Genomic DNA, 24815 nt, shown 5'->3' on the forward strand with positions numbered 1-24815 from the left:
AACAAACAAATTTGTCTTACGTTTGCCACCGATTGATGAGCAAGATCAAACATCAATTTAGCAAAAAGGAGTGCAAAGCATGGTACAAATTTATCAAGATTTTATTCCAGTTGGAAACGGAAATCGTCCAGGATACGCCATGACACCGGTGTATGTGACTGTGCATAACACAGCCAATACATCAAAGGGGGCTGACGCAAAAAGTCATGCGGCATATGTCAAGCGTTCAACGACAGAGGTGAGCTGGCATTTTACAGTGGATGACCATGAAATTTTTCAACATCTGCCTTTAAATGAAAATGGCTGGCATGCTGGGGATGGACATGGAGATGGTAATCGGAAATCTATTGGAATTGAAATTTGTGAAAATGAAGATGGAAACTTTCAGCAAGCTGTCAAACATGCCCAATGGCTCATTCAAAAGCTATTAAAAGAACATCATATTCCACTAGCCAATGTGGTCACGCATCAGCATTGGTCAGGAAAAACATGTCCACGCCTGCTGCTGGCTACATGGGATGAATTTAAAAAAGGAATCGAGACTGCAGGTGATCCGGAGACGGTCTTGACGTATGTCGTCAAAAGCGGAGATACGTTAACGAGTATTGCAAAAGCACATGGTGTCACGGTTAGTGATTTGCAGAAATGGAATAACATTAGTGATCCGAACATGATTCGAGTTGGACAGGTTCTCAACATTTATCGAACAGAGGAAAAGCTTACGTACGAACTGCCGGATGGGGTGTTAAAGGTAACATCGCCTCTGACGAAGGGGGAGCATGTACGTCTCGTCCAAAAAGCGCTGGCTGCTTTGTACTTTTATCCTGATAAAACAGCTGTAGATAAAGGAATTGATGGCGTTTATGGGGAAAAAACAGCCAATGCCGTCGCGCGTTTTCAGCTGGTGAATGGTCTGACAAGTGATGGGGTATACGGCCCAAAAACAAAGGAGAAGCTGCTTAAACTGTTAAATCAGTGAGTTTTTCTTTTTGGCTGCTTGAATAACGGCTTCACTTTTTTCATGTAATCGGCTGACGTAGGGGGATGGCTGAAATTCAGCAAACTGAACATATCTCAATTGTTTGATTTTCTTTTTCATGTTGGCACCTCAATCGTTGCAGCAGTTGATTTTATTGTATGCAAGTAGATGTGAAAATGGAATTAGGACGCGGATGAAGTTCCGCGTCCTTTAGTGTGATCAAGCTTTTTTATTTTTATACTCATCTAAGAGCTGTTCATTCTTTTTGAAAATACGCTCAGTATGGGGACTTACCTTGTAATCAGCCATACTAATATGGCGCTTCTTCTTTAAAATCTTAAAAGGGTTTTTCTTGCGATTGTTATTATCCCCTTGAAGTGCGTGGTCCATCTTCATCACCTTCCTCTTCGTCAGGCAAGATTAGGTCATAAATCGTTGTAAGTGAAGTCATTAATAAATAGTCGAACTCAGTGACAATCTCCTCAGAGGTCAGCTTAATCACATAGTGTGCATCTGCTACTGAAAAAGGGATGAGCACCAATTTGCCAAAATCATCGTAATATACTTCCTGCCTGTCAAGCTTTGCTTGAATGAGCGCTCTTTGATCAAGTGTCCTCAGCAGGTCATCCTTTTGCTCCTGCGTATTATATGGACAAAGAACGGCTTGGATATTCATTTTTTCTGCAAAAGAATAGATCAGTCGTTCAATTCCCTCTATATATGCTTCTATACTTCCATAATATACATGGATCGGTTCGTTTTTCAATAGGTATTGGTACGTTTTTAGTTTATTAAGGTAAGAATGAAGAAGATCGTTATTTTGTTCAAGGAGTTGATGAGTGTCCGTCTCAAGTTCATGATTTCCGAGTTTTTTAATATAAGAGCTGAGGAAAATGAAGGCATCAGTTAATGCGAAAAAAACAGCAATAATCAGGTAATGCATCCAATCGGTGAAGATTGAAGAAGGGTCATTCGTCCAGTACACAACGGCACCCGCTACATAAATCCAATACCACGTTTTACGAATGGCAAACATCTTTTCTTTTACTTTTTGCTCAAAGCGCCATACCGCAAATACATACACAGCAAGAGCACCAAGCAATAACCAAACAGTTAATTGAAAAAATAATAGCATGTTCTTCTCTCCCATAGACAGATGAATACTTATTTACTTCTATGGATATGTTTGGAAAACCTGCTTCATGAAAAAACTGTCTATCAGAAAAGGAGCAGACAAATAAAAAAAGACCTGTTAGACAGGTCTTTGACATTTACATTAGAGAATCGCGTTTAATACAAAGTATACAAGAGCACCTAGTGTCCCTGAAATCGGTAAAGTAATGACCCAGGTGACAAGCATACGTTTTGCTGTACCCCAGTTCACACCTTTTACTCTGTGCGCAGAACCTACGCCTAGAATAGAAGAGGAGATAACGTGTGTTGTACTAACTGGTAAATGGATAAACGTTGCACCGAAAATAATCGCTGCACCAGTTAAGTCCGCTGATACTCCGTTTACTGGACGAATTTTCATGATTTTTCCGCCGACTGTTTTTATAATCTTCCAGCCGCCAACAGAAGTACCAAGTCCCATTGCAAGTGCACAAGAGAATTGTACCCAGAATGGAATGTCGTCTGTTGTATGAAGATTAGCTGCAATTAAAGCCATCGTGATAATCCCCATTGCTTTTTGCGCATCGTTTGTACCATGGGTATACGATTGAAGTGCAGCAGTTAAAATTTGAACACGTCGGAATTGTTTATTTGTTTTTGCAAGATTGTTGTCTCTGAATATGATTTTAATAATGGTATACACGATATATCCCAATACAAAAGCCAGGATAGGTGAAAGCAAAAGTGCTTGAATGATTTTAATGAATCCCGAATAGTTTAAAGCGCTAAACCCTGCAGAGGCAATAACGGCCCCCGCAATTGAACCGATCAGTGCGTGTGAAGAACTACTCGGAATCCCGTAATACCAAGTAAGCAAGTTCCAAGTAATGGCCGCGATTAAAGCAGCCAAAATGACAACAGAACCGTTTTGAAGTGTAAATGGATCTGCGATGTCCTTTGTAATGGACTTTGCCACACCTGTAAATGTCATTGCTCCTATGAAGTTCATGAACGCTGCCATGATAATAGCATGTCTAGGCTTTAAAGCCTTCGTTGAAACAGAAGTAGCAATGGCATTTGCTGTATCGTGGAATCCGTTAATGAAATCAAAAGCAAGTGCACAAATAACAATAAGTATGGTGAGGATAAGTAAAATGTCCATGTTTAACTAACCCCGTTACGCATTCTTCATAATGATTGTTTCTAGATTGTTGGCAACACTTTGACAGGAATCAGCGATTTCTTCAAGTGTTTCGTATATTTCTTTGTATTGAATGACCTTAATTGGATCTGTTTCTTTTCCAAACAAGTTCTTTAGTGATTTACGATGAAGATTGTCACAATTATGTTCAATCTCTTTGATCTTGATTGCGTGCGGATGAATATCTTTCAAGCGATTATCAGCCAGTAATTCAATTGTGGTTAAAATTTCTTTCGCGCATTCTCTGATGTAGTGGCTGAATTTGTCGATATGTTCGTCAGAGCTTGTAATTGAATAAATTTCTAATGTTGCTGAAAAATGCTCAATTCCATCTAAAACATCATCGAGACTATTCGTCAATTGAAGAATGTCTTCACGTTCAATCGGTGTAATAAAGGCTTTGTTCAGCTCTTTAATCATGGTATGAACATGATGATCACCTTTTGTCTCATATTCCTTCAATGTGTCAGAAAATTCTTTCAGAGTGGTTTGATTTGTTACTTTATAGCTAACAAAATACTCAGCAGTTTCATCTAAATTTTTAGCAATTTCCGTTAACAAGACGGAAAACTTATCTTTTTTCCTTTTTAACATGTAAAAACCCTCCATTGTATAAATGAGACAATGCACACATCAAATAATTATATATTCTTTTGTCGAAAAAAAACAGGTGTAGTCGAAAATTTCTTCACTTTTTCTATTTGATCTTATTCTGACCTAAAGATGACATCTCAACACACCTTTTTCAAAAAGGGAAAAAGGTGGCTTGTATTCGGCGCCGCTTAAAGCGTTACGAAGCTGAATAAATCAATTTGAAACGTTCGCAAACAAGCAGCATATCCTCTTGAAAATCTAATTCATACGGTTTAAGTGCTTCTGTGAAGAATTCTTTATGGACTCTGTACCAATAGTCATAGGATAGATCCCCTTCACCTTCTGCTCTTGCGAATGATTCAGGGACTTTGTTCATTGGCATCACATCTACAGCTGTGATCTCGATGATGGCTTTTGGTTCTTCCTGACTGTCGAGAATGATTGCGTATTGTCCAGCCTGTGGGAGCGGCTCCTGCTCTTTTTCGTAAAAAATATGTCCTGAACAAGTGGCTGTTTTTTTCCCTTGCTGTACAAGCTTAAGCAAGTGATCTGGATCTGCGCCAAATGCCCAAGCGGAAACAGAGGCGTGATCAGGGGCTTTTCCTGATTTTTCTTCCCAATAAGACTCCCAAAATAATGTGCTTTTGTGGTTCATTCTTTTTCCCCCTTTGTGATGAGATTATTATATCGTGGAGTTTCACGATTGGAAATGATATGCCTTTATTCCTACATATTGCGCATGCCATATGATTTGGAAAAATGTATTTCGTTTAGCGAATATAGGATGATAGGATGAAAATTTTTGAAATTTTAGAATAATCTATTGTATTCATGTCGAGAAGTCGGTAAGGTCAAAGTAAGAATATGGAAGGGGTGTTGTTCATGAAACGCATTTCTCTAACTGTTTTGTCCATATGTCTGTTTGTTTTCTCGTTTTTCCTGCCGGTCAGCCAAGTCACTGCAAATGAAACTCATGGGAATAAAGTAGCTGTTGGTAAAGATGGAATGGTGGCTACTGCTCATCCGCTGGCATCGGAAATTGGTGCTGATGTGTTGAAAAAAGGTGGGAACGCAGTGGATGCTGCAGTAGCCATCCAATATGCACTGAACGTCACAGAGCCAATGATGTCTGGAATTGGCGGCGGAGGATTTATGATGGTGTATGATGGTAAGACAAAAGAAACATCCATCATCAATAGTAGAGAACGAGCACCACAGGGCGCAACACCTGACATGTTTTTAACAGATGAAGGGAAAGTGATTCCATTTGCTGAGCGGTCCACACATGGGAATGCTGTTGGTGTTCCTGGGACAGTAAAAGGTCTCGAAGCGGCTTTAGATAAGTGGGGTACTCGTTCTATGAAGGAATTGATTGAGCCTTCCATTCAGCTTGCAGAGGATGGATTTGAAATTGATTCTGTCCTGGCAAAAGCGATTGATGATCACCAAGGGAAATTGAAAAAAACGGCCGCAGCGCCAATTTTCCTTCCAAATGATCAGCCGCTCGAAGAAGGAGACCTGCTTGTCCAGCCAGGTCTTGCAAAAACATTTAAACTCATTGCGAAAAAAGGAAGCAAAGCGTTTTATGAAGGAAAAGTAGCAAAAGCACTTGCACATACAGTTCAAGATTTTGGTGGTACGATGACTTCACAAGACATCAAACGTTATGAGGTCGAGACTGACAAGCCAATCTGGGGAGACTATAAAGGATACCAGCTTGCAAGCATGCCTCCACCAAGCTCGGGCGGGGTGTTTATGCTACAAATACTCAAAATACTTGACCACTTTAACCTATCTCAGTATGACCCCAAATCATTCGAAAAATATCATCTGCTTGCTGAAACGATGCACCTCTCCTATGCTGACCGCGCGGCATATGCCGGCGACCCCGAATTCGTAGATGTTCCACTAAAAGGACTATTAGACGACGACTACATTTCAGAAAGAGCCTCTCTCATTCAATTAGATCAAATGAATCGCGACCCGAAAGAAGGAGATCCTTGGGCATATGAGGATGAAAAAAATCCATCCCCAATTGTTCCTCAGCCAGAAGATAAAACCATTGGTGAGACGACCCATTTTACTGTTGCAGATCAGTGGGGAAATGTTGTGTCATTCACAACAACCATTGAACAGTTATTTGGTACAGGGATTCTCGTCCCAGAGTATGGATTTTTCTTAAACAATGAACTAACTGATTTTGATGCAAGACCTGGCGGCGCAAATGAAGTGCAGCCGAATAAACGACCATTATCAAGTATGACACCGACGATCATATTTAAAGATGGAGAGCCTGTTATGACTGTTGGATCACCTGGAGGAACTACCATTATTGCTTCTGTTTCACAAACCATCCTGAATTTGCTTGAATATGACATGGAGCTTCAGGATGCGGTGGAAGAGCCAAGAATTTATACAAACAGCTTAACTTCTTACCGGTATGAAGTAGGTGTCCCTCTCGATGTGAGAACAAAGCTAAATGATTTGGGTCATCAGTTTGGCAGTTCACCTATTGATATAGGAAATGTGCAAGCTTTACTGATTGATCGAAAAGCAGGTACATTTACTGGAGTAGCTGACTCAACGAGAAACGGAACCGCTGTTGGTGTCAATTTAAAGCTGTCTGCAGATCAATAACATTTCCCGGGAAAAGAAGCGCCTCATGATGAGGGCGTTTCTTTTTGCTTGAATAAAAAAAAAACACAGTTGACACCTGTGAATAGTTTGAATAATATATAGACTAACATCAATCATACATAGCTGATCGGACAACCGAAGGCTCTTGGCATTGAAGTACAGGACTACTATGTTCTTCAATTGCTGAGGGCCTTTTTTGCGTATGGAACTTAAAACGGCAAGGTTGGTGTCACATTATTTGAAGGGGAGAGGGATAACGTGAAAAAGTGGAAATGGGTCTTTATCGTGACCACCCTATTCATCATCACGAGTGCTGCATGCTCAAATGCAAATGAAGCCTCAAATCAAAAGGGAAAGATTGAGCTGTTAAATGTGTCATATGATCCTACACGTGAATTGTATCAAGAATACAATCAAGCATTTCAGACTTATTGGAAGGACAAAACCGGTGAGGATGTGACGATTCAGCAGTCTCACGGAGGATCAGGTAAGCAGGGGAGATCCATTATTGATGGACTGGAGGCAGATGTGGCCACACTTGCTCTTGGGTATGACATTGATGCGATTGCAGATCGTGGACTGCTTTCAAAGGATTGGCAAAAGGAATTTCCAAACCAGTCTACACCCTATACGTCTACCATTGTATTTCTTGTGAAAAAAGGGAATCCAAAGAACATCAAAGACTGGGATGACTTAATTAAGCCAGGCGTGTCCATTATTACGCCTAATCCAAAAACGTCAGGCGGTGCAAGATGGAATTATTTAGCCGCATGGGCATATGCAGATAAAACCTTTCATGGAGATGAAGAAAAAACAAAGGATTTTGTGAAAAAGTTATATGAACATGTTGAGGTCCTTGATTCAGGTGCCCGTGGAGCCACCACTACCTTTGTTGAACGCGGCCTTGGTGATGTGTTAATTGCATGGGAAAATGAAGCGTATTTGACGCTGCATGAATTAGGCAAAGACAAATTTGAGATTGTCAGTCCTTCCATTAGTATTCTAGCAGAGCCGCCCGTTGCTGTTGTCGATCAAAATGTGAAACGAAAAGGAACTGAGAAAGTGGCAAAGGCTTATCTGGATTATTTGTATTCTAAAAAAGGGCAGGAAATTGCAGCGAAAAACTATTACCGGCCTAGAAATCAAGAAGTGTTAAACAAATATAAAGACCAGTTTAAAGAGATTGATATGGTGACAATTGATGAAGCCTTTGGCGGTTGGCGAAAGGCGCAGAAAAGATTTTTTGATGATGGCGGATTATTTGATCAAATATATAGCGGACAAAAATAGGGGGCGACGTGATGAAGAAAGCACATGCTGCCGCCAATAAAAGAAAACGTGTATTGCCTGGATTCGGGCTGAGTCTCGGGGTGACACTTGTCTATGTAAGTGCGATTGTCGTGATTCCTTTATCTATGGTATTTATTTGGACGGCTTCATTAGGAGCAGAAGGCATTTGGAACGTCTTTAGTGATGCGCGGGTGCTAAAGTCACTGCAGCTGACGGTTACGACTTCTTTTGCAGCTGCACTCATCAATGCAGGATTCGGTGTACTGATCGCATGGGTTCTCGCGCGGTACTCGTTTCCAGGAAAGAAAATTTTGGATGCACTCATTGACTTGCCGTTTGCACTACCAACGGCAGTTGCTGGTATTGCTCTGACAACTCTTTATTCTCCGAATGGGTGGATCGGTCAATTTTTGCATATGAAGGTGGCGTACACCCCTTTGGGGATTATTTTGGCACTAATTTTTATTGGCATTCCATTTGTCATTAGAACGGTTCAGCCGGTCATAGAGGGGCTTCAGCAGGAGGTGGAAGAGGCTGCGGCCATTCTTGGTGCAACAAGGAAACAGACCTTTTTTCATATACTTTTGCCGGCATTGTTTCCAGCGGTGATGACAGGATTTTCTCTTGCATTTGCAAGAGCCCTCGGTGAATATGGCTCCGTTGTGTTTATTGCTGGAAATATTCCGTTTAAGACTGAAATTACACCACTGATGATCATGTCAAAGCTTGAGCAGTATGATTACCATGGTGCAGCAGCGATTGCTTGTTTGATGCTGCTCCTATCTTTTTTCATCCTGTTATTGATTCATGGTGTGCAGTGGTATGTAGAGCGGAAAAAACAAGTGGAAGTGAGGTGAGTTGATTGGAGAGAGAGCTTAGTAAACAGCAACACATCAAATTTAAAAGCCCTGTGACCGAATCAAAAGCGGTGAAGATCATTTTTGTTGCCATTGTGTATGCCTTTTTGCTGTTGTTTTTACTCATGCCGCTGATTGCCGTGTTTTCAAAGGCTTTTGAGAAAGGCTGGAATTCTTATCTTTTTGCCATTTCACATCCAGATACACTCGCAGCCATTAAATTGACGGTCTTCATTGTGGTCGTCACCTTGCCGCTTCAAATCATTTTTGGGGTTAGTGCTGCATGGCTCATCACAAAATTTAACTTTCGCGGAAAACGGCTGTTAACGACTGTGATCGACCTCCCGTTTGCTGTATCACCTGTTATTGCCGGACTTGTATTTGTGCTTTTATTTGGTTCGAATGGACTGTTAGGACCATGGCTTTTAGCAAACGGATGGAAAGTGATTTACTCTGTGCCAGGCATGATTCTTGCGACCATCTTTGTCACATTTCCTTTTATTGCAAGAGAGTTAATTCCGTTTATGCAAACGGAAGGCATTCATGAGGAGGAAGCATCGCTTACGCTTGGTGCGAACGGGTGGAAGACCTTTTTTCTTGTGACACTTCCGAATATCAAATGGGCCCTTTTTTATGGCGTCATTTTAGCAGGGGCAAGGGCAATTGGTGAGTTTGGTGCAGTGTCGGTTGTTTCAGGTCATATTCGCGGGATGACGAATACGATGCCGCTTCATATAGAAATTTTATACAACGAGTATCAATTTCAAGCTGCTTTTGCCGTAGCTTCGCTCATGGCGTTTGTGGCGGTCATCACATTAATCATCAAACAAATCATTCAGCAGATGGATCACCGGCTTGGCAAGCGTTCAAAATAAATGGAGGGATTAGCCTTGGGGATTACAGCGAAACAAATTTCAAAACGGTTTGGTCAAACGAAGGTCCTGCAAGACGTAGACTTATCAATCGGAAGTGGCGAATTGATTTCTTTATTAGGACCATCGGGATCAGGTAAGACGACTTTATTAAGAATTATTGCAGGCCTTGATTATGCAAATAACGGACAGATTTTATTTGGAGAACAGGATTATACACATATTCCAGTACGGAAGCGGCAGATCGGGTTTGTGTTTCAGCAATATGCTCTTTTTCGAAATATGACGGTATTTGATAATGTTGCATATGGTCTTAAGGTGAAGCCTAGAGGAGAAAGGCTGTCTAAAAAAGACATCAAAGAGCGGGTGCAAGAGCTTCTGAAAGTCGTTCAGTTAACGCAGTATGAGCACCGTTATCCAGAGCAGCTATCAGGCGGACAGAAGCAGCGTGTAGCACTCGCGCGTGCACTTGCCGTCAAACCGAAGGCCCTTCTATTAGATGAACCTTTTGGCGCCTTGGATACAAAGGTAAGAAAAGAATTGAGACATTGGCTGAAAAAAGTTCATCAAGAATTTCAAATGACCACGATTTTTGTCACACATGATCAAGAGGAGGCGTTTGATATTGCTGATCGTGTTGTAGTAATGAATGAAGGCAGAATTGAAAAGATCGGCACAAAGCAAGAAATGGCTGAGCAGACAGACAACCTTTTTGTATCTGAATTTTTAGATATTGGAAGCCATATTTAACAGGAGGATTAGAAGATTTGAAGAAGAGGATGCAGCCATGTCTGCGTCTTTTTTTATAAAAATTTTCCTAGGAACATTGACTTATAATTTCGAATATTATAATATCTTTACAAAGGTAACAGCGTTGAACATTTTAAATAACATATATTTGTAAGTGCTTTAAAAAAGGTTCTGTTTTAAAATGTTCTTTCTGTTTGTTACATGTGTTCATGATCATACCAAATGAAAGAGGTGGTTGTTTGAACAGCTTATTTGAGTTAGATAAGCAGCTGATTGAGCTGCAGTACGAAGCGTCGTCTAGAGAGGAGGTGACCACATATTTAGCAAAACGGTTAGAAGCTGAAGGATATATTAAATCAAGCTTTTTACCAGCAGTGCTAGAAAGAGAAAAAACATATCCTACTGGCCTGCCCCTTGCGACCTTTGGCGTGGCAATTCCCCATACAGACCCTGAACATGTGCACAAACCGGCGATCAGTGTTGCGACTTTAAAGGAACCTGTCATTTTTCATAAGATGGGAAGCCCTGATGAGACAGTCCAAGCCAAAATAGTATTCGTCCTTGCAATCTCTGAACCTAGTAAGCAGCTTGTGATGTTGGAGAAACTCATGACACTTTTTCGCAAGGAAGAAGTGATGAGCAGGCTTTCTCATCTGACATCGTATGAAGAAGCCGTTGATTTACTTCAACAAGAATTAAATCAATAGAAAAATGTAAGCGCTTTATCTGAAAAATTCAGGAGGTGGATGTATGATCAAGCAAGCCGTCGATTTTATATTAGACCTTGGACCAACTATTATGCTCCCAATTATTATGACGATTTTCGGTGTGATTTTAAGGCAAGGCTTTAAAAAATCCTTCCGAGCAGGTATTACAATTGGAATTGGCTTTGTCGGTGTCAATCTTGTCATTAATTTACTTGTGAGCGGTCTTGGACCAGCAGCAAAAGCCATGGTCAACTCTCTTGGGTTAAAGCTCGATATTTTGGATGTTGGCTGGCCGATTGGGGCCGCCATTTCATTTGGTACACCTGTTGCTCCTTTGATGATTCCTCTTGTGCTTTTATTAAATGTCATCTTGTTGTCCGTTAATTTTACGAAAACACTGAATGTGGATATTTGGAATTTCTGGCATTTGATTTTCGCAGCCTCTGTTACTTACTATGCTTATCATAATATGTTCTTGGCCCTTGCCGTTGGCTTGATCGTCTCTGCGATAACGCTTAAATTAGCCGACTGGACGGCGCCGACAATTGAACACCATTTCGGCTTAAAAGGTGTATCCATGGCTCATGCTGAAACGGTCAACTTCGCGCCGCTTATGTATGCGTCAAACCGCGTCATTGATAAAATCCCTGGTTTAAACAAAATTCATGCTGATCCAGAAACATTGAAAAAAAACTTTGGTATTTTTGGTGAACCGCTTGTGATGGGTCTTATACTTGGTATCATTATTGGTCTTCTTGGCGGCTATGACGCGAAAGGTGTCATGACCCTTGGGATTCAAATGGCGGCAGTTCTTGTGTTAATGCCAAGAATGGTTGCTTTATTAATGGAAGGACTCATTCCAATCTCGGAGGGCGCTCGTTCTTATATTCAAAAGCGTTTCCCTGGGAAAAACGTCTATATTGGCTTAGATACAGCGATTGTCATTGGTCATCCAGCCAATATGGCTGTCGCTCTGTTGATGGTGCCGATCACCATTTTGCTCGCAGTTGTGCTTCCTTACAATGGTATGCTGCCGTTTGCCGACTTATCGGTTCTGCCATTTACAGTTGTATGGGCAGTAGCAGCCGCTCGTGGAAATATTATTCGCGGTCTCATTAACAGTATTTTTACATTGATGATCGTCTTCTTTATCGCAACGAATCTCGCACCACTTGCGACAACAATGGGGAAAGCCGTCGGTTTTGATTTCCCAGAAGGGGCCAACATGATTTCTGGTATTGATCTCGGTTCTCACGTCATTCCTTGGATCATGGTGAGACTTCTTGATCCGAGCAACCCTTACTTCATTGCAGCGATTATTAGTGCACTGGCTTATGCGCTTCTTTGGTACTGGGTGCGAAATGATATTAAAAAGCAGTATGCAAAAGAAATGGGTTTAGATCAGAAAGAACAATAAACGAGCTGGAGGGATTCTGATGGCTAAAAAAATATTGGTATCGTGCGGAACAGCAGTTGCGACGTCAACGGTGGTGGCGAAAAAGGTAGAAGAGACGTTAAAGGAAAAAGGGTACGATGTCGTCGTTGAACAATGTAAGGCATCTGAGGTTCCGCAAAAAGCGGAGGGCGCTGATTTAATAGTGACGACAACGCCTGTGAGTGATACAAAAGGGACGCCTGTGATTCAAACGTTATCCTTTTTAACCGGATTTGGCATTGAAGAAGATATTGAAAAAATTATCGATCATATTAAGTAAACGATGTGTACGTGGAGGAGCTGTCATGGCTCCTTCCATGTCATTTGAAAGGAGGAGCGCTCATGCAGCAGCATGCTTACAGCCGTACGTCTGCGATGTTTTCTATTTTTCTTCCGGCTTTGTTAATATGTCTGTTTTTTCTGTGGTCTCTTTATACGTTATTGTCATCAGGACCTGAACCATTAGCTGTGTTAGGTGTTTATACGCTGCCGATCCTCATGCTCTCTAGCATCACGGGACTGAATCAGCCAACGAATGTCATCATTAGTGAAGATGAGCTGAAAATAGGTGCTTTTGGCAGATGGCACACATATGCTGTTTCCGATATTAAAGGAAAACTGTTTTTAAAGCCATATCCGCATATTGGGAAAGTCTATGTCAGAGTGGGACCGGCGCGAATATTCGGCGGACGCTACTGGATTTCAAGTGAGATGAGTGAATACAAGCAGCTTGTTGAAACCTTACAGGATTTTGCGAAGTGCGATGAAAAGGAGGATGCAGCAATATGAAATCAGCTGTCTTTTATTCTTCAGAGGACATTCGTTATGAGGAGCGGAAGCGGCCTGTCATTGATGATGATGAAGTGTTGTTAAGGATGCGTGCGTGCGGCTTATGCGGGACGGACATTTACAAAGCGACACATGAGACGGTACCTCCTGGGACGGTGCTGGGACATGAAATTGCTGGTGATATTGTCGAAACGGGCCGTCACGTCACACATGTTCAAAAGGGAGACAGGGTGTATGTAGCGCATCATGTCCCTTGCTTCACCTGTGACTTTTGTCAAAAAGGGTTTTATACCATGTGCCCGCAATTTGCAGCAACAAATGTAGAGCCGGGCGGGTTTTCAGAATATATTCGTGTTCCTGCTTTACATGTCAAGCATACAATGGGCAAGCTCCCGCATGATGTTTCATATGAACAAGGGGCGATGGTCGAACCGGTCGCCTGTTGTCTGCACGGATTTGAACGAGCGCCTGTTCATCCAGGAGATTCTGTCTTGATTCTTGGAGCGGGGCAAATTGGCTGTATCCAATTACAGCTCGCCAAATATTATTTGGCTGGAAAAGTGATGATCACGGATGTGAATGAAAACCGGCTGCTCCAAGCGAGAAATTTAGGTGCAGACGTCGCTTTTCACCCAGCATCTGATCCAGTAGAAAACCGGGTCATGAAAGAAACCGATGGAAAGGGAGCAGATCTTGTGATCATTTCTGTTGGGAGCAGTGCACTCTTAAAAGAGGCGTTTCAAGCTGTAGCGCGAGGCGGGACGATTTTAGTGTTTGCTCATTTTCCGAAGGGGGATGTCTCCATTCCGGCTGAGCGGTTTTTCCATGATGAAGTGAAAGTAGTGGGAGCTTATTCTTCGCACCCATATCACTATCGTGAAGCGCTTGAGTTGCTGAGGGCGAAGGTGGTTCAAACAGAAAAGATGGTGACGCACCGTTATCCGTTAAGTCAGCTGCTGCAGGCGATAGAATGTGCAAGGCATCCAGAAGGTGAGAGCGTCAAAATCATGATGTATCCTGATGAATGAGAATGCACGAGATGGAGAGAAAGAGAAGGTCTTTGGGAAAGGGCTTTGTCTTTCTCTTTTTTTTCTGACAAATGGTGAAAACGCTTAAAAAATAAACGGAAATGCTTGACTTCAATGAGAGTTAAACGTATGATAATTACAAATGTAACATATAAGAACAAATGTAAAGGGGAGAGAAGAAATGCAAAAACAAATCACTTTGCCTGAACAGATTAGTCATGAGAAATTAACAGATTTATATAAACAAATGTGGTTAGTGAGATATTTTGATGAGAAGGTCGATCAGTTTTTTGCAAAAGGATTAATCCACGGAACAACCCATTTATGTGTTGGACAGGAAGCGTCGGCAGTTGGATCTATTGCTGTGTTAAAGGATGAAGATAAGATTGTTAGCACACACCGCGGACATGGTCACTGTATTGCAAAAGGTGCAGAGGTCAATAAAATGATGGCTGAGCTGTTTGGACGTGAAACCGGCTATTGCAAAGGAAAAGGCGGCTCAATGCATATTGCCGACTTAGAAAAAGGAAACCTTGGGGCAAATGGAATTGTTGGCGGAGGAATTCCGCTTGCAACGGGCGCAGCGCTCACTTCTAAAATGAAGCAGGAAGGCTTTGTTGTCCTTTGTTTCTTCGGAGATGGTGCGACAAATGAAGGCAGCTTCCATGAAGCGCTAAACCTTGCATCTATTTGGGATTTACCTGTTGTGTTCATTTGTGAAAACAACCAATACGGCATGTCTGGCCCAGTGAAAGAAATGATCAAAATCGAAGACATTTCAACAAGAGCCGTGAGCTACGGAATGCCAGGAAAAACGGTCGATGGAAATGACATGGTCGAGATCATGAATACAGTGGATGAAGCGGTAAGCCGTGCAAGAGCTGGAGAAGGGCCATCACTTATTGAAATGAAAACGTATCGCTGGAAGGGTCACTCAAAGAGTGATGCGAAAAAATACCGTACACGTGAAGAAGAGACAGAATGGAGACAAAAAGATGGAATTAAACGCTTTAAGTCTCTCTTGATTGATCTCAATGTTTTGACAGAAGAACAGGCTGCTATTTTACAAGAAGAAGCGAAGCAGGAGATTGAGGCATCTGTTGAATTTGCGAAAAACAGTAAAGAACCGTCAATTGACACACTATTAGAGGATGTATACGCCTAATTAGGAGGGGAATCACGTGACAAAAACAACAGTGAGAGAGATTTCATATTTAGAAGCCGTTCGAGAAGCTATGAGTCAGGAAATGAGAGAAAACCAGGATGTTTTCATTTTAGGTGAGGATATCGGCGTATACGGTGGCGCATTTGGCGTCACGCGCGGCATGATTGAAGAATTTGGTCCAGAGCGCGTACGCAATACACCAATTTCAGAGGCTGCCATCGCAGGGGGCGCAGTCGGAGCTGCTTTGACAGGCATGCGTCCAATTTTAGAACTTCAATTCTCTGACTTTATTACGATCGCAATGGATCAGCTTGTCAACCAAGCAGCCAAAACACGTTACATGTTTGGCGGAAAAGGGAAGGTGCCGCTTGTTGTGAGAACACCAGCAGGCTCTGGAACAGGTGCCGCAGCGCAGCACTCACAAAGTTTAGAAGCGTGGATGGCTCATATCCCAGGACTAAAGGTTGTCCAGCCTTCAACGGCTTATGATGCAAAGGGACTTTTAAAAGCGGCTATGGATGATGACAATCCTGTCATTTTCTATGAACATAAGCTTTTATATAAAACAATCAGCGAAGTGCCAGAGGAGCAGTATTCGATTCCTTTAGGGAAAGCGGATGTGAAGAGAAGCGGAAAGGATGTCACGATTGTCGCAACAGCCATTATGGTGCACAAAGCTTTGGAAGCGGCGAAGGAATTAGAAGCAGAAGGAATCGATGTCGAAATCATCGACCCAAGAACACTCGTCCCTTTAGATGAAGAAACGATTATCGAATCTGTGAAGAAAACGGGCAAATGTATCGTGGTTCATGAGGCAGTGAAACGAGGTGGCTACGGCGGAGAGATTGCGAGTATGATAGCGGAAAGTGACGCCTTCGACTATTTAGATGCACCTATTAAACGACTTGGCGGTCTTCCGGTACCAATACCTTATAATCCAACGCTGGAAAAAGCGGTCATTCCACAAGTACCAGATATTATTGAAGCAGCAAAAGAGCTCGTGCGCTCTTAAATAAAGGGGAGAAGATCATGCCAAAAGAGATATTTATGCCGAAGCTGAGCAGTACGATGGAGATCGGCACCTTGCTTCAATGGTTTAAAGAAGAAGGAGATTCGGTTGAAATCGGTGAGCCTCTTTTTGAAATTATGACAGACAAGATTAATATCGAAGTTGAAGCCTACGATGATGGCATTTTTTTAAAGAAATACTATGAAGCAGATGATCAAATTCCGGTCAATGCTGTCATTGGGTATATCGGAGAGGCAAATGAACAGGTGCCGAGTGAGCCGCCTGCACAGGCAGATGAAGCATCCCCTGATGACAGCGGGGTATCATCACAATCTGTTTCATCTGTTTCTGCTGAAGTTGAACCAGCAACTGATGAGAAAGTACGTGCAACGCCTGCGGCGAGAAAAACGGCAAAAGATCACCATGTGGCGATTCACGAGGTATCTGGCACAGGTCCAAAAGGCAGAATTCAAAAACGGGATGTCGAAGCGGCCCTTCATACGAACGAGGAAGGCCAGCGCGTATCACCACTTGCAGGAAAAGTGGCTGCTCGTGAAGGAATCGACTTAGCGAATGTTGCTGGTTCTGGCGCTCACGGCAAAATCATGAAGAGTGATGTGACAGCAGCAGGCGCACTAAAGGCAGAAGCTGCTCCAGTGAGAACACAAAAACTAGCCGGGATGAGAAAAGTGATCGCAGATCGCATGTCTCAAAGTGCCTTTACAGCCCCGCACGTCACGTTAACAAGTGAAATCGATATGACAAAAGCGAAAGAAGTGCGCAAGCAGCTATTGCCAGCGATTGAAAAAGAGACAGGCTACAGATTATCGTTTACTGAAATCATCATTCATGCGGTTAGCAGTGTTCTCACGCGCCACCCGCAAATCAATATGACGTTTGAACAAAATGAGCTCCATTTCCATGAGGATGTGCACATTGGTCTTGCTGTTGCTGTGAAAGACGGCTTAATGGTTCCAGTTATTTCTCATGCGAATCAAAAAGGGCTAAAACAGCTGACAAAAGAGGCAAAAGAAATCGGCCAAAACGCACGTGATCAAAAACTGCTGCCAGATCAGCTGAAAGGGTCCACATTTACCATTAGTAACTTAGGTATGTATGCCATTGATACCTTTACCCCAATCATTAACCAGCCAGAAGTGGCGATTTTAGGTGTTGGACGTATTCAAGAAAAACCTGTAGTGGTAGATGGAGAAATTCAGGTGCGGCCAATGATGGGCGTCAGCTTATCATTTGATCACCGCGTGGTAGATGGTGCACCAGCGGCTGCCTTTTTAACAGACCTCAAAAAAGTGCTTGAACAACCATTTGAATTGCTAATGTAGGAGATGAATCGGATGAAAAAAACGTATGATCTGACAGTCATTGGCGGAGGGCCTGGCGGGTATACCGCCGCCCTTCAAGCAGCTGAGCGCGGACGCAAGGTTGCCTTGATTGAAGAAGATTTTCTAGGCGGTACGTGTTTAAATCGAGGCTGTATCCCATCAAAGACACTGCTCAAACATGCAGAAGTCATTGAATCAATTGAGAAGGCAAAAAGCTGGGGAATCGAAACAGGTGAGATGGTTCTTTCCTTTGATAAAATGAGAAAGCGTAAAGATGATGTCATTGAAAAACTCAGGGGCGGAATTGCCTTTTTATTAAAGCAAGGGAAGATTGATGTATTCAGCGGCAGAGGCACAGCTGTCACAAAGCATCGCATTGACATTGAAAAACAAGATGGGTCAGAAACGATTGAAACAAAAGAGCTGATCATTGCCACCGGATCTTCACCTGCTATTCCACCTATTCCGGGGCTCAAAGAGATTCAATTTGACACAAGTGATACGATCTTTGACATCCCGGATATTCCTTCATCTGTTGTCATCATTGGCGGAGGTGTCATTGGTCTTGAGCTAGCATGCATTTTCCAAAGTCTTCAATCAAAGGTCACCATTATTGAAGCGGCCCCGTCCATTATTCCGCAAGAGGATGAAGAGGCATCGAAACTGCTAGAAAAAGAATTGAAGAAAAAAGGCATTCATATCGCAAAGAAAACAACTGTGACAGAGGTAACAGAAAGCGAAGGAGTCAAAGCGGTTCATGCAACGGATGATAAAGGGGAAACGCACATCTTTACGGCTGAAAGACTCCTTGTTTGTGTAGGAAGAAGACCGAATGTATCAGCTGTCACCCAGCTTGATCTTCAGCTGGATGGTCCTTTTATCAAAGTAAACGACCAGATGCAGACAAGTGCTGAAGGTGTATATGCAATTGGAGATGTAGCCGGCGGCTATCAGCTCGCTCATGCGGCGATGGCAGAGGCAGCCGTTGCGGTCAGCAATATATGTGGCGAATTTGAAAAGATGAATAACGATATCGTCCCTAGATGTATTTATACATTGCCGGAGGTAGCGAGTGTAGGGCTTACAGAGAAAGAGGCAAAAGGAAAAGGGCTTAACGTGCAGACGGAGCGATTCGATTTAGCAGCAAGCGGAAAAGCGTTGGCAGCTGGTGTTCAAACAGGCTTTATTAAACTCGTATACGATACAGCATATGGTGAAGTCATTGGCGCAACGATGGTTGGTCCGCACGTCACAGAGATGATATCAGAAGCTTCCTCATTTATGTACTTAGAAGGAACTGCTGAAGAGATGGCTAAGATGATTCATCCGCATCCAACTATCTCAGAAGGCTTTTATGAAGCAGCCCTTGATATCGTAAGTAAGCTGAGAAAATAAATGACAAACAAGGGATAGGGAGGAGATCCATGTGCACGTCCAGCTTCAACAGAAAGCTGCACTTGTGACAGGTAGCACAGATGGATTTGGAGAAGCCATCTGTCTGGCTTTAGCCCAGGCAGGTGCACATGTTTTTATCCACACTTTTCATGATGAATCAAAGGCAAAATCCATTCGTGAAGACATTCAAAAAATGGGTGGTAAGGCGAGTATTATCATGAATCCGCTTCAGACACCGCATGATGCCAAGTTCATGCTGAGGCAAGTAATTGATACATGCGGCAAGCTTGATATTTTGGTCAATCAAGTTGAGCAGAGAGCGGACGCGGTGCTTACCGGTGTAAGCCCTGATAAATGGGTCGATGAAGTGGAAGGAACCGTGAATACAGTTTTTCTTTCTAGTCAAGCGGCTGTCTGGCATATGGTGGACCAGAAGCAAGGCTGCATCATTAATATATCCTCATCAGGGAGCATCACAGGTGATGGCGGGATGTCACATGCGACATCGAATAGTATGCTGAATGCCATGACAAAAGGGTTAGCGCGAGAATTTAAAGACAAAGGCATCCGGGTGCTGGCATTATTACCGCCTCCTCTCCATTTGCTTCCTGACAAAGAGCAAATCAAGGAGACGGTGGCCCATATGACGGTATTCTTAAGTACATCGTATGGCGCATTTACAGATGGATCAGCGATTATGCTCGACGGGGGTGAGAGCGCTGGCTAATCACCAAAAAACAGTTCTCATCGTTGGTGGTGCCCAAGGGATCGGGAAAGAAATTGCCGAACGCTTTTTAAAAGAAGGGCATCGTGTGGCTGTGTCCGACATAGATGAACAGGGGCTTTTGCTCTTAAAAAAACAGCATCCTCAGCTGCTGACGTTTCAAGTTGACGTTTCATCGTGGGAAAGTGTTCAGCGGATGATGTCAGCAGCCGAAAGGGATCTGAATGGTATCGGTCATCTAGTGTATTCTGCGGGGATGACGAAATCACTTCCCTTTTTAGAAGTTGATTTTTCGCTTTGGAAAAAGACACTGGCCGTCAATTTATATGGTCTTTTTTATTGCATCAAAGCGTTGGCACCCTATCTATGTGAGCGGCAAGAAGGCAGTGTGGTCATGATTGGATCGGGGTCTGCGATAACAGGCTCTGGCGGCGGTATTCAGTACTACGCCTCAAAAGCAGGTGCTTTTGGCTTGATGCGTTCACTCGTAAAGGAATTAGGCGCCCATCATGTACGCATCAATGTGATTGCCCCCCGCGTGATTGAATCTCAGATGCTTGATACGCTTTATCCCGCTGAGGAGGAGAAAAGACAGCTTCAATCACTTATTCCCATTGGGAGATTAGGAAAACCTGAAGATATCGCAGGACTCACTTTATTTCTCGCAAGTGACGAGGGAAGCTATTTGCACGGCCAGATCATCCTGTTGGATGGCGGGAGAACGTATCAGCCAAAATATACGGAGGGAAAAAGAGCGGAGAGTTGATCGCTCTTTTTGTCATTTTCATAACAATTGTTCCAATTAGAAACGAATGTTTGGTATACTGGTAATCATAGTATATTAAAAGGATGATGTCACATGCTGAATTGGGAAGAAAGACGACAGCTCGTCAAGGTTGCTCATCTTTATTATACAGACGGGTGGACGCAGCAGGAGATTGCAAAGAAGTTAAATGTCTCAAGACCAGTCATTTCAAAGCTCTTGCAAAAAGCAAAAGATGTGGGAATCGTTGAAGTGTACATCAAAGATGAAAGTATTCATACAGTGGAACTTGAAAAGCAACTAGAAACGACCTTTCAATTAACAGATGCTGTCGTTGTCCCAAGTGTCGGGACAATGTCTGAGTTAGTTAAGCGGGCAGTCGGTCAGGCAGGCGCCTATTATCTGTCTAAAAACATGAAAGATGCTGAGAAAATCGGCATTTCTTGGGGGACGACACTCGCTGAGCTTGTGAAGGAATATCCATTTGAACGAAGAAGCAATGTCAAAGTGATTCCTTTAGAGGGCGGAATGGGCAGGCAGGCAGTCGACATTCATGCCAATCAGCTCGCATATGAGCTGGCAAAGAAGATGAATGGCACGTGTTCCTATTTATATGCACCTGCGATCTTAGAAACGGAAGAACTAAAAGAGCGGCTTATGGCGATGCAGGACATAGAAGCTGTGCTTGAAGAAGGCAGAAATGTCGATATTGCCCTCATCGGTATTGGGAATCCGCATAAAGGCTCGACATTAAAAACTGTCGGTTATTTAAAGGAAGAGGATTTATCTGGGTTAAGACAATCAGGAGCTGTTGGTGATATTGGCTTTCGCTTCTTTGATAGTGAAGGGAAACCTGTCCAAGATGAACTGAACCAAAAGGTCATTGGGTTATCGTTAGAACAATTAAAGAATGTTAAAAAAGTCATTGCAGTTGTGGAAGGAACCCATAAAGCCGAAAGTATTCTAGGAGCTTTAAATGGCGGCTTCATTCAAGTGCTGGTGACCGATGAATTGACTGCGGCAGCCATTTTAAAGGAAGCATCAGTCCAATAAACGGCTGACGGTCATCGTATTGTATAAAAAGAGCAACATCAAACGAGAAAGGAGCTGTGTATCTTGAAGAAAACCGAAATGGAAGCAAACCTACACTGTACTCGGTGCCAAGAAGAGACCCTCCACAGCATCGTTTATGTGAATGATCAGATGAAAAGCGTTGAGTGTACAGAATGTCATCAGAAGATCAGTGTGCAAGTCGACATCATGAAGGAATTTTACAAAGAAGTATACGAAAAAATTGCCACAAAACCGAAGCGGATGACGCAGGAATATAAGGCGAATTTGAATGGATTTATCTCAAGACTTCCTATCCGCGTTCTAAGCAAGCCTTACCGGCTCATGAGATATTTAAACGAATCGTATAAGGTGATCAAGCAATATAAAAAATAAAGCAGAGGCTGTTTAGCGCTCTGCTTTATTTTGTGTTTTTTTCATATAGTAATAAATCGGCAGTCCGGCTATTCCGATCAGCATGGAGATCAGGCAGCTTTTCCAATCTGTGATCATGGTGCTGATTAAGACGAATAAAGAGCCGATAATCGCGATGATCGGTGTCAGCGGGTAAAGTGGTACGCTATAAGCGCGCTGCATGCCGCTGTTTTGTTTTCTTAGCTTAAATACAGCGAAAAAAGCCATTACATAAAAGATATAAATCATGAAAATCGAAACCTCTGACAGCTTCTCTGGATTACTCACTATCATAAATACAATGGCAATTAATATTTGTACAAATACAGCGATCCAAGGTGTTTGAAAGGTGGGGTGAATACGTGAGATGGCTTTTGCAAACGGAATCTGCTTGCGTTCTGCCATCGCAAAAATCACACGCGGGAACGAAAGAACTTTCCCATTCAAACAGCCAAAGATACTAATGATGATCCCAATACTAATCATTTTACCGCCAATTGGACCAAAGAGCATTGTAGCAGCCGTACTTGTCGCATTTTCACCTAGCTGGACGATTTGATCAGCTGGTAACACGTGCAAAAGGGCAACGTTAATAAAGAGATAACAAGCCGTGACAATTAAAATACCGCCAGCCATTGCACGAGGAAGGAGCTTCTCTGGATTTTTCATTTCACCGCCAAGCGCTGCAAGCAAAATCCAGCCATCATAGGCAAATAGCGTAGCCAAAATCGCTGCACCGAAGTTCATCTGAGTGATACTTTCATTGATGGCTGTGAAGATATCTTCATTTCCCTTCCACAAGCCAAACACAATAATAGCCGCAATTGGAACAAGCTTTCCGATGGTGGTCAGCCCTTGGACAAACCCGCCGTATTTCGTTCCCATCACGTTGATTACACATAAAAAAAGAACGGTGATAATACCGATGGTTGTAGACCATAAAGAAGAAAGAGAAAATAAATTGGCCAATAATGAACCAAAATAAAGACCAAGAGCACCAATAATGGCAGGCCCGTAAATAATAATTTGCACCCAGCCGCATAAGTAGCCCCAAAATTCACCGTACACTTCTTCAAGATAGGCATATAAACCGCCAGTACGCGGAATTTGTGTACCAATTTCAGCAACAGTTAGTCCGCCTGTGAGGGTTAAGATTCCGCCTAACAGCCAAGCAAATAATGCGACGCCTGAGCTTCCTGAATAAGAAAGGACGTTGCCTGGCTTCATAAATACGCCGGACCCAATAATGGTCCCGATGACAAGAGAAAGGGCAAAAAATAAGCCGATGTCTTGTTTTAACGCTGGTTGTTCTTTGTTCATTACACACGACCTCCTGCATCACTTTCGTACGTTACTGTGACATGTATTTTGTTCATTGTAATACGATTTTAGGAAAACAAGAATTAAAAAAATTTTCTGATTTTCGTATTTATATTTAAAAGTGTTTGTTTATTGGAGATATTAGGATGAATGTTATCTTAAAAGCGAACAATGGAAGATTATTTTTGATTTAATGTTAATTTAATAGGCGAAAACCGAACAACCAGTAAAAGTGCAGCCAAATGGTTGACTTTTCTTAAAAAATGGCCTATTTTATTCATAAGGATATTATCTTGAATTCGAGATATTTTAAAATAGGAGTGAGAAAGATGAAAGTAAATGGAATTCACCACGTATCAGCATTAACAGCAAATGCTCAGAAAAATGTTGATTTCTACCGCCAAATCCTTGGCTTGAAACTTGTCAAGAAAACAGTCAATCAGGATGACCCTTCAATGTATCATTTATTTTATGGAGATGAGGTCGCCTCACCAGGAACGGAGTTGACATTCTTTGAAATTCCAATGCTGGCCCGCCGTTTGGAGGGAACAAATGCGATCACACGCACAGGTCTTCTTGTTTCTTCAAAAGAGGCTCTTGCCTTTTGGGAAAAGCGGTTTGAAGAAAAAGGTGTGAAGCAAGAAACAGCTTCCTTAAGAGCCGGCAGACCTGCCTTGAAATTTACAGATCCAGAAGGGCAGCAGCTGTTTTTGACAGTTGAACCACGTGTAAAGGATGCTGGCTCACCGCCAGTGCATGATGATATTCCTGCAGATTATGCGATTAGAGGTTTAGGCCCAGTGGAATTGACCGTTGCAAAAGCAGAAAAAACGATCCGTGTTTTAACGGACATCCTCGGCTTCACAGAAAAGGCACGTGAACAATCGAATGATGGTGAAATGGTAACCATCTTTGAATCAGGAAAAGGCGGAGCGGGAACAGAGATTCATGTGATTGAAAAAGCAGAAGGACCCTTTGAGCGTTCAGGCAGAGGAAGTGTTCATCACGTGGCCTTTCGTGTAGAAGATGCAGAGGAGCTTGAAAAATGGCATGACAAAATATCAAAAGCAGGCTTCACGAACTCTGGTGTCGTGGAACGCTTCTACTTCAAAGCTCTTTACTTTAGAGAGCCAAACGGTATTTTGTTTGAAATTTCAACAGATGGTCCTGGGTTTACAGTGGACGAAGGTGTGGATGAGCTTGGCGATCAGTTAGCACTTCCACCATTTCTAGAGCACAAACGAGCAGAAATTGAACAAAGATTAGCCCCAATTTCATCAACATAACAAAAGCAGCTCATAATTGAGCTGCTTAGCGTGTAGACAAACCCTCGCATTCTTTGTCAGTCCTGCGTGCCGGTGCTCACGAATGCCAAATTCG

The 24815-nt window shown here is 42.6% G+C and carries 27 protein-coding genes; 20 read left to right on the plus strand and 7 right to left on the minus strand.

What is annotated here, in order from left to right:
• Positions 1-79 precede the first annotated feature (79 nt).
• Complete coding sequence (locus tag BA1_RS11055) at positions 80-979, plus strand: N-acetylmuramoyl-L-alanine amidase (protein WP_008358855.1); 900 nt, start codon at positions 80-82, stop codon at positions 977-979.
• On the opposite strand, the gene BA1_RS19660 is transcribed toward BA1_RS11055, so the two are convergent.
• The 6 genes from BA1_RS19660 to BA1_RS11080 form a co-directional block, all read right to left on the minus strand.
• Complete coding sequence (locus tag BA1_RS19660) at positions 968-1099, minus strand: hypothetical protein (protein ID WP_008358857.1); 132 nt, start codon at positions 1097-1099, stop codon at positions 968-970. The two genes, BA1_RS11055 and BA1_RS19660, sit on opposite strands and share 12 nt — an antisense overlap.
• A 99-nt stretch (positions 1100-1198) precedes the next feature.
• Positions 1199-1375 (minus strand): type II toxin-antitoxin system SpoIISB family antitoxin, encoded by a 177-nt coding sequence (locus tag BA1_RS11060; RefSeq protein WP_078061713.1) that lies wholly within the window; start codon positions 1373-1375, stop codon positions 1199-1201.
• Positions 1344-2114 (minus strand): type II toxin-antitoxin system SpoIISA family toxin, encoded by a 771-nt coding sequence (locus BA1_RS11065; RefSeq protein ID WP_008358861.1) that lies wholly within the window; start codon positions 2112-2114, stop codon positions 1344-1346. Before BA1_RS11065 ends, BA1_RS11060 begins: the two co-directional genes overlap by 32 nt.
• 141 nt (positions 2115-2255) lie before the next feature.
• Positions 2256-3254 (minus strand): inorganic phosphate transporter, encoded by a 999-nt coding sequence (locus tag BA1_RS11070; protein ID WP_008358863.1) that lies wholly within the window; start codon positions 3252-3254, stop codon positions 2256-2258.
• A 15-nt stretch (positions 3255-3269) separates the two neighbouring features.
• On the minus strand, positions 3270-3887 hold the full coding sequence (locus tag BA1_RS11075) for a DUF47 domain-containing protein (RefSeq protein WP_008358866.1): 618 nt from the start codon (positions 3885-3887) through the stop codon (positions 3270-3272).
• Between the two features lie 196 nt (positions 3888-4083).
• Positions 4084-4542 (minus strand): ASCH domain-containing protein, encoded by a 459-nt coding sequence (locus tag BA1_RS11080; RefSeq protein ID WP_008358868.1) that lies wholly within the window; start codon positions 4540-4542, stop codon positions 4084-4086.
• Positions 4543-4769: 227 nt separating this feature from the next.
• Between BA1_RS11080 and ggt the strand changes: the two genes are divergently transcribed.
• From ggt to BA1_RS11170, 18 genes are all read left to right on the plus strand, one after another.
• Positions 4770-6524 carry a gamma-glutamyltransferase gene (ggt, locus tag BA1_RS11085; protein ID WP_008358871.1) on the plus strand — a complete coding sequence of 585 codons (1755 nt, stop codon included), beginning with the start codon at positions 4770-4772 and terminating at the stop codon, positions 6522-6524.
• Between the two features lie 258 nt (positions 6525-6782).
• Entirely contained in the window at positions 6783-7814 is a 1032-nt protein-coding gene (locus BA1_RS11090) for a sulfate ABC transporter substrate-binding protein (protein WP_008358873.1), read from the plus strand.
• Between the two features lie 11 nt (positions 7815-7825).
• Entirely contained in the window at positions 7826-8671 is an 846-nt protein-coding gene (gene cysT / locus BA1_RS11095; protein ID WP_008358877.1) for a sulfate ABC transporter permease subunit CysT, read from the plus strand.
• A 5-nt stretch (positions 8672-8676) separates the two neighbouring features.
• Positions 8677-9546 (plus strand): sulfate ABC transporter permease subunit CysW, encoded by an 870-nt coding sequence (cysW, locus tag BA1_RS11100; RefSeq protein ID WP_008358879.1) that lies wholly within the window; start codon positions 8677-8679, stop codon positions 9544-9546.
• Between the two features lie 15 nt (positions 9547-9561).
• Entirely contained in the window at positions 9562-10293 is a 732-nt protein-coding gene (locus BA1_RS11105; RefSeq protein ID WP_008358881.1) for a sulfate/molybdate ABC transporter ATP-binding protein, read from the plus strand.
• 239 nt (positions 10294-10532) lie between these two features.
• Complete coding sequence (locus tag BA1_RS11110) at positions 10533-11000, plus strand: PTS sugar transporter subunit IIA (RefSeq protein WP_008358883.1); 468 nt, start codon at positions 10533-10535, stop codon at positions 10998-11000.
• Between the two features lie 43 nt (positions 11001-11043).
• Entirely contained in the window at positions 11044-12417 is a 1374-nt protein-coding gene (locus tag BA1_RS11115) for a PTS galactitol transporter subunit IIC (protein WP_008358885.1), read from the plus strand.
• Between the two features lie 19 nt (positions 12418-12436).
• A complete protein-coding gene (locus BA1_RS11120) occupies positions 12437-12715 on the plus strand; it encodes a PTS sugar transporter subunit IIB (RefSeq protein WP_008358887.1) in 279 nt (92 codons plus the stop codon).
• Positions 12716-12777: 62 nt separating this feature from the next.
• Positions 12778-13224 carry a hypothetical protein gene (locus tag BA1_RS11125; RefSeq protein ID WP_008358890.1) on the plus strand — a complete coding sequence of 149 codons (447 nt, stop codon included), beginning with the start codon at positions 12778-12780 and terminating at the stop codon, positions 13222-13224.
• Entirely contained in the window at positions 13221-14252 is a 1032-nt protein-coding gene (locus BA1_RS11130; protein ID WP_008358892.1) for an alcohol dehydrogenase catalytic domain-containing protein, read from the plus strand. The genes BA1_RS11125 and BA1_RS11130 overlap by 4 nt, the downstream gene beginning before the upstream one ends.
• 181 nt (positions 14253-14433) lie before the next feature.
• On the plus strand, positions 14434-15417 hold the full coding sequence (locus BA1_RS11135; RefSeq protein WP_008358894.1) for a thiamine pyrophosphate-dependent dehydrogenase E1 component subunit alpha: 984 nt from the start codon (positions 14434-14436) through the stop codon (positions 15415-15417).
• 31 nt (positions 15418-15448) lie between these two features.
• Positions 15449-16429, plus strand: coding sequence for an alpha-ketoacid dehydrogenase subunit beta (locus tag BA1_RS11140; protein ID WP_008358896.1), 981 nt, complete (start codon positions 15449-15451; stop codon positions 16427-16429).
• Positions 16430-16446: 17 nt separating this feature from the next.
• The gene (locus BA1_RS11145) at positions 16447-17769 is read left to right on the plus strand and encodes a dihydrolipoamide acetyltransferase family protein (protein WP_008358898.1); all 1323 of its coding nucleotides are present in this window, start codon (positions 16447-16449) and stop codon (positions 17767-17769) included.
• A gap of 12 nt (positions 17770-17781) precedes the next feature.
• The gene (gene lpdA / locus BA1_RS11150; protein ID WP_008358901.1) at positions 17782-19164 is read left to right on the plus strand and encodes a dihydrolipoyl dehydrogenase; all 1383 of its coding nucleotides are present in this window, start codon (positions 17782-17784) and stop codon (positions 19162-19164) included.
• A 31-nt stretch (positions 19165-19195) separates the two neighbouring features.
• The gene (locus BA1_RS11155) at positions 19196-19891 is read left to right on the plus strand and encodes an SDR family NAD(P)-dependent oxidoreductase (protein WP_008358903.1); all 696 of its coding nucleotides are present in this window, start codon (positions 19196-19198) and stop codon (positions 19889-19891) included.
• A complete protein-coding gene (locus BA1_RS11160; RefSeq protein ID WP_034739168.1) occupies positions 19848-20654 on the plus strand; it encodes an SDR family NAD(P)-dependent oxidoreductase in 807 nt (268 codons plus the stop codon). The genes BA1_RS11155 and BA1_RS11160 overlap by 44 nt, the downstream gene beginning before the upstream one ends.
• A gap of 93 nt (positions 20655-20747) precedes the next feature.
• Positions 20748-21704, plus strand: a complete 957-nt coding sequence (locus BA1_RS11165; protein WP_008358907.1) for a sugar-binding transcriptional regulator — start codon at positions 20748-20750, stop codon at positions 21702-21704.
• 63 nt (positions 21705-21767) lie between these two features.
• Positions 21768-22097, plus strand: a complete 330-nt coding sequence (locus tag BA1_RS11170) for a hypothetical protein (protein WP_008358910.1) — start codon at positions 21768-21770, stop codon at positions 22095-22097.
• 12 nt (positions 22098-22109) lie between these two features.
• Here the strand turns inward: BA1_RS11170 and BA1_RS11175 are convergent, their stop codons facing one another.
• Positions 22110-23435, minus strand: coding sequence for an APC family permease (locus BA1_RS11175; RefSeq protein WP_008358913.1), 1326 nt, complete (start codon positions 23433-23435; stop codon positions 22110-22112).
• Between the two features lie 329 nt (positions 23436-23764).
• On the opposite strand from BA1_RS11175, the gene BA1_RS11180 reads away from it, so the two are divergent.
• Positions 23765-24721, plus strand: a complete 957-nt coding sequence (locus BA1_RS11180; protein WP_008358915.1) for a ring-cleaving dioxygenase — start codon at positions 23765-23767, stop codon at positions 24719-24721.
• The last annotated feature ends 94 nt before the right edge of the window (positions 24722-24815 follow it).

Origin of the sequence: Bacillus xiamenensis (genome assembly GCF_000300535.1) — a bacterium.
Lineage (GTDB): Bacteria > Bacillota > Bacilli > Bacillales > Bacillaceae > Bacillus > Bacillus xiamenensis.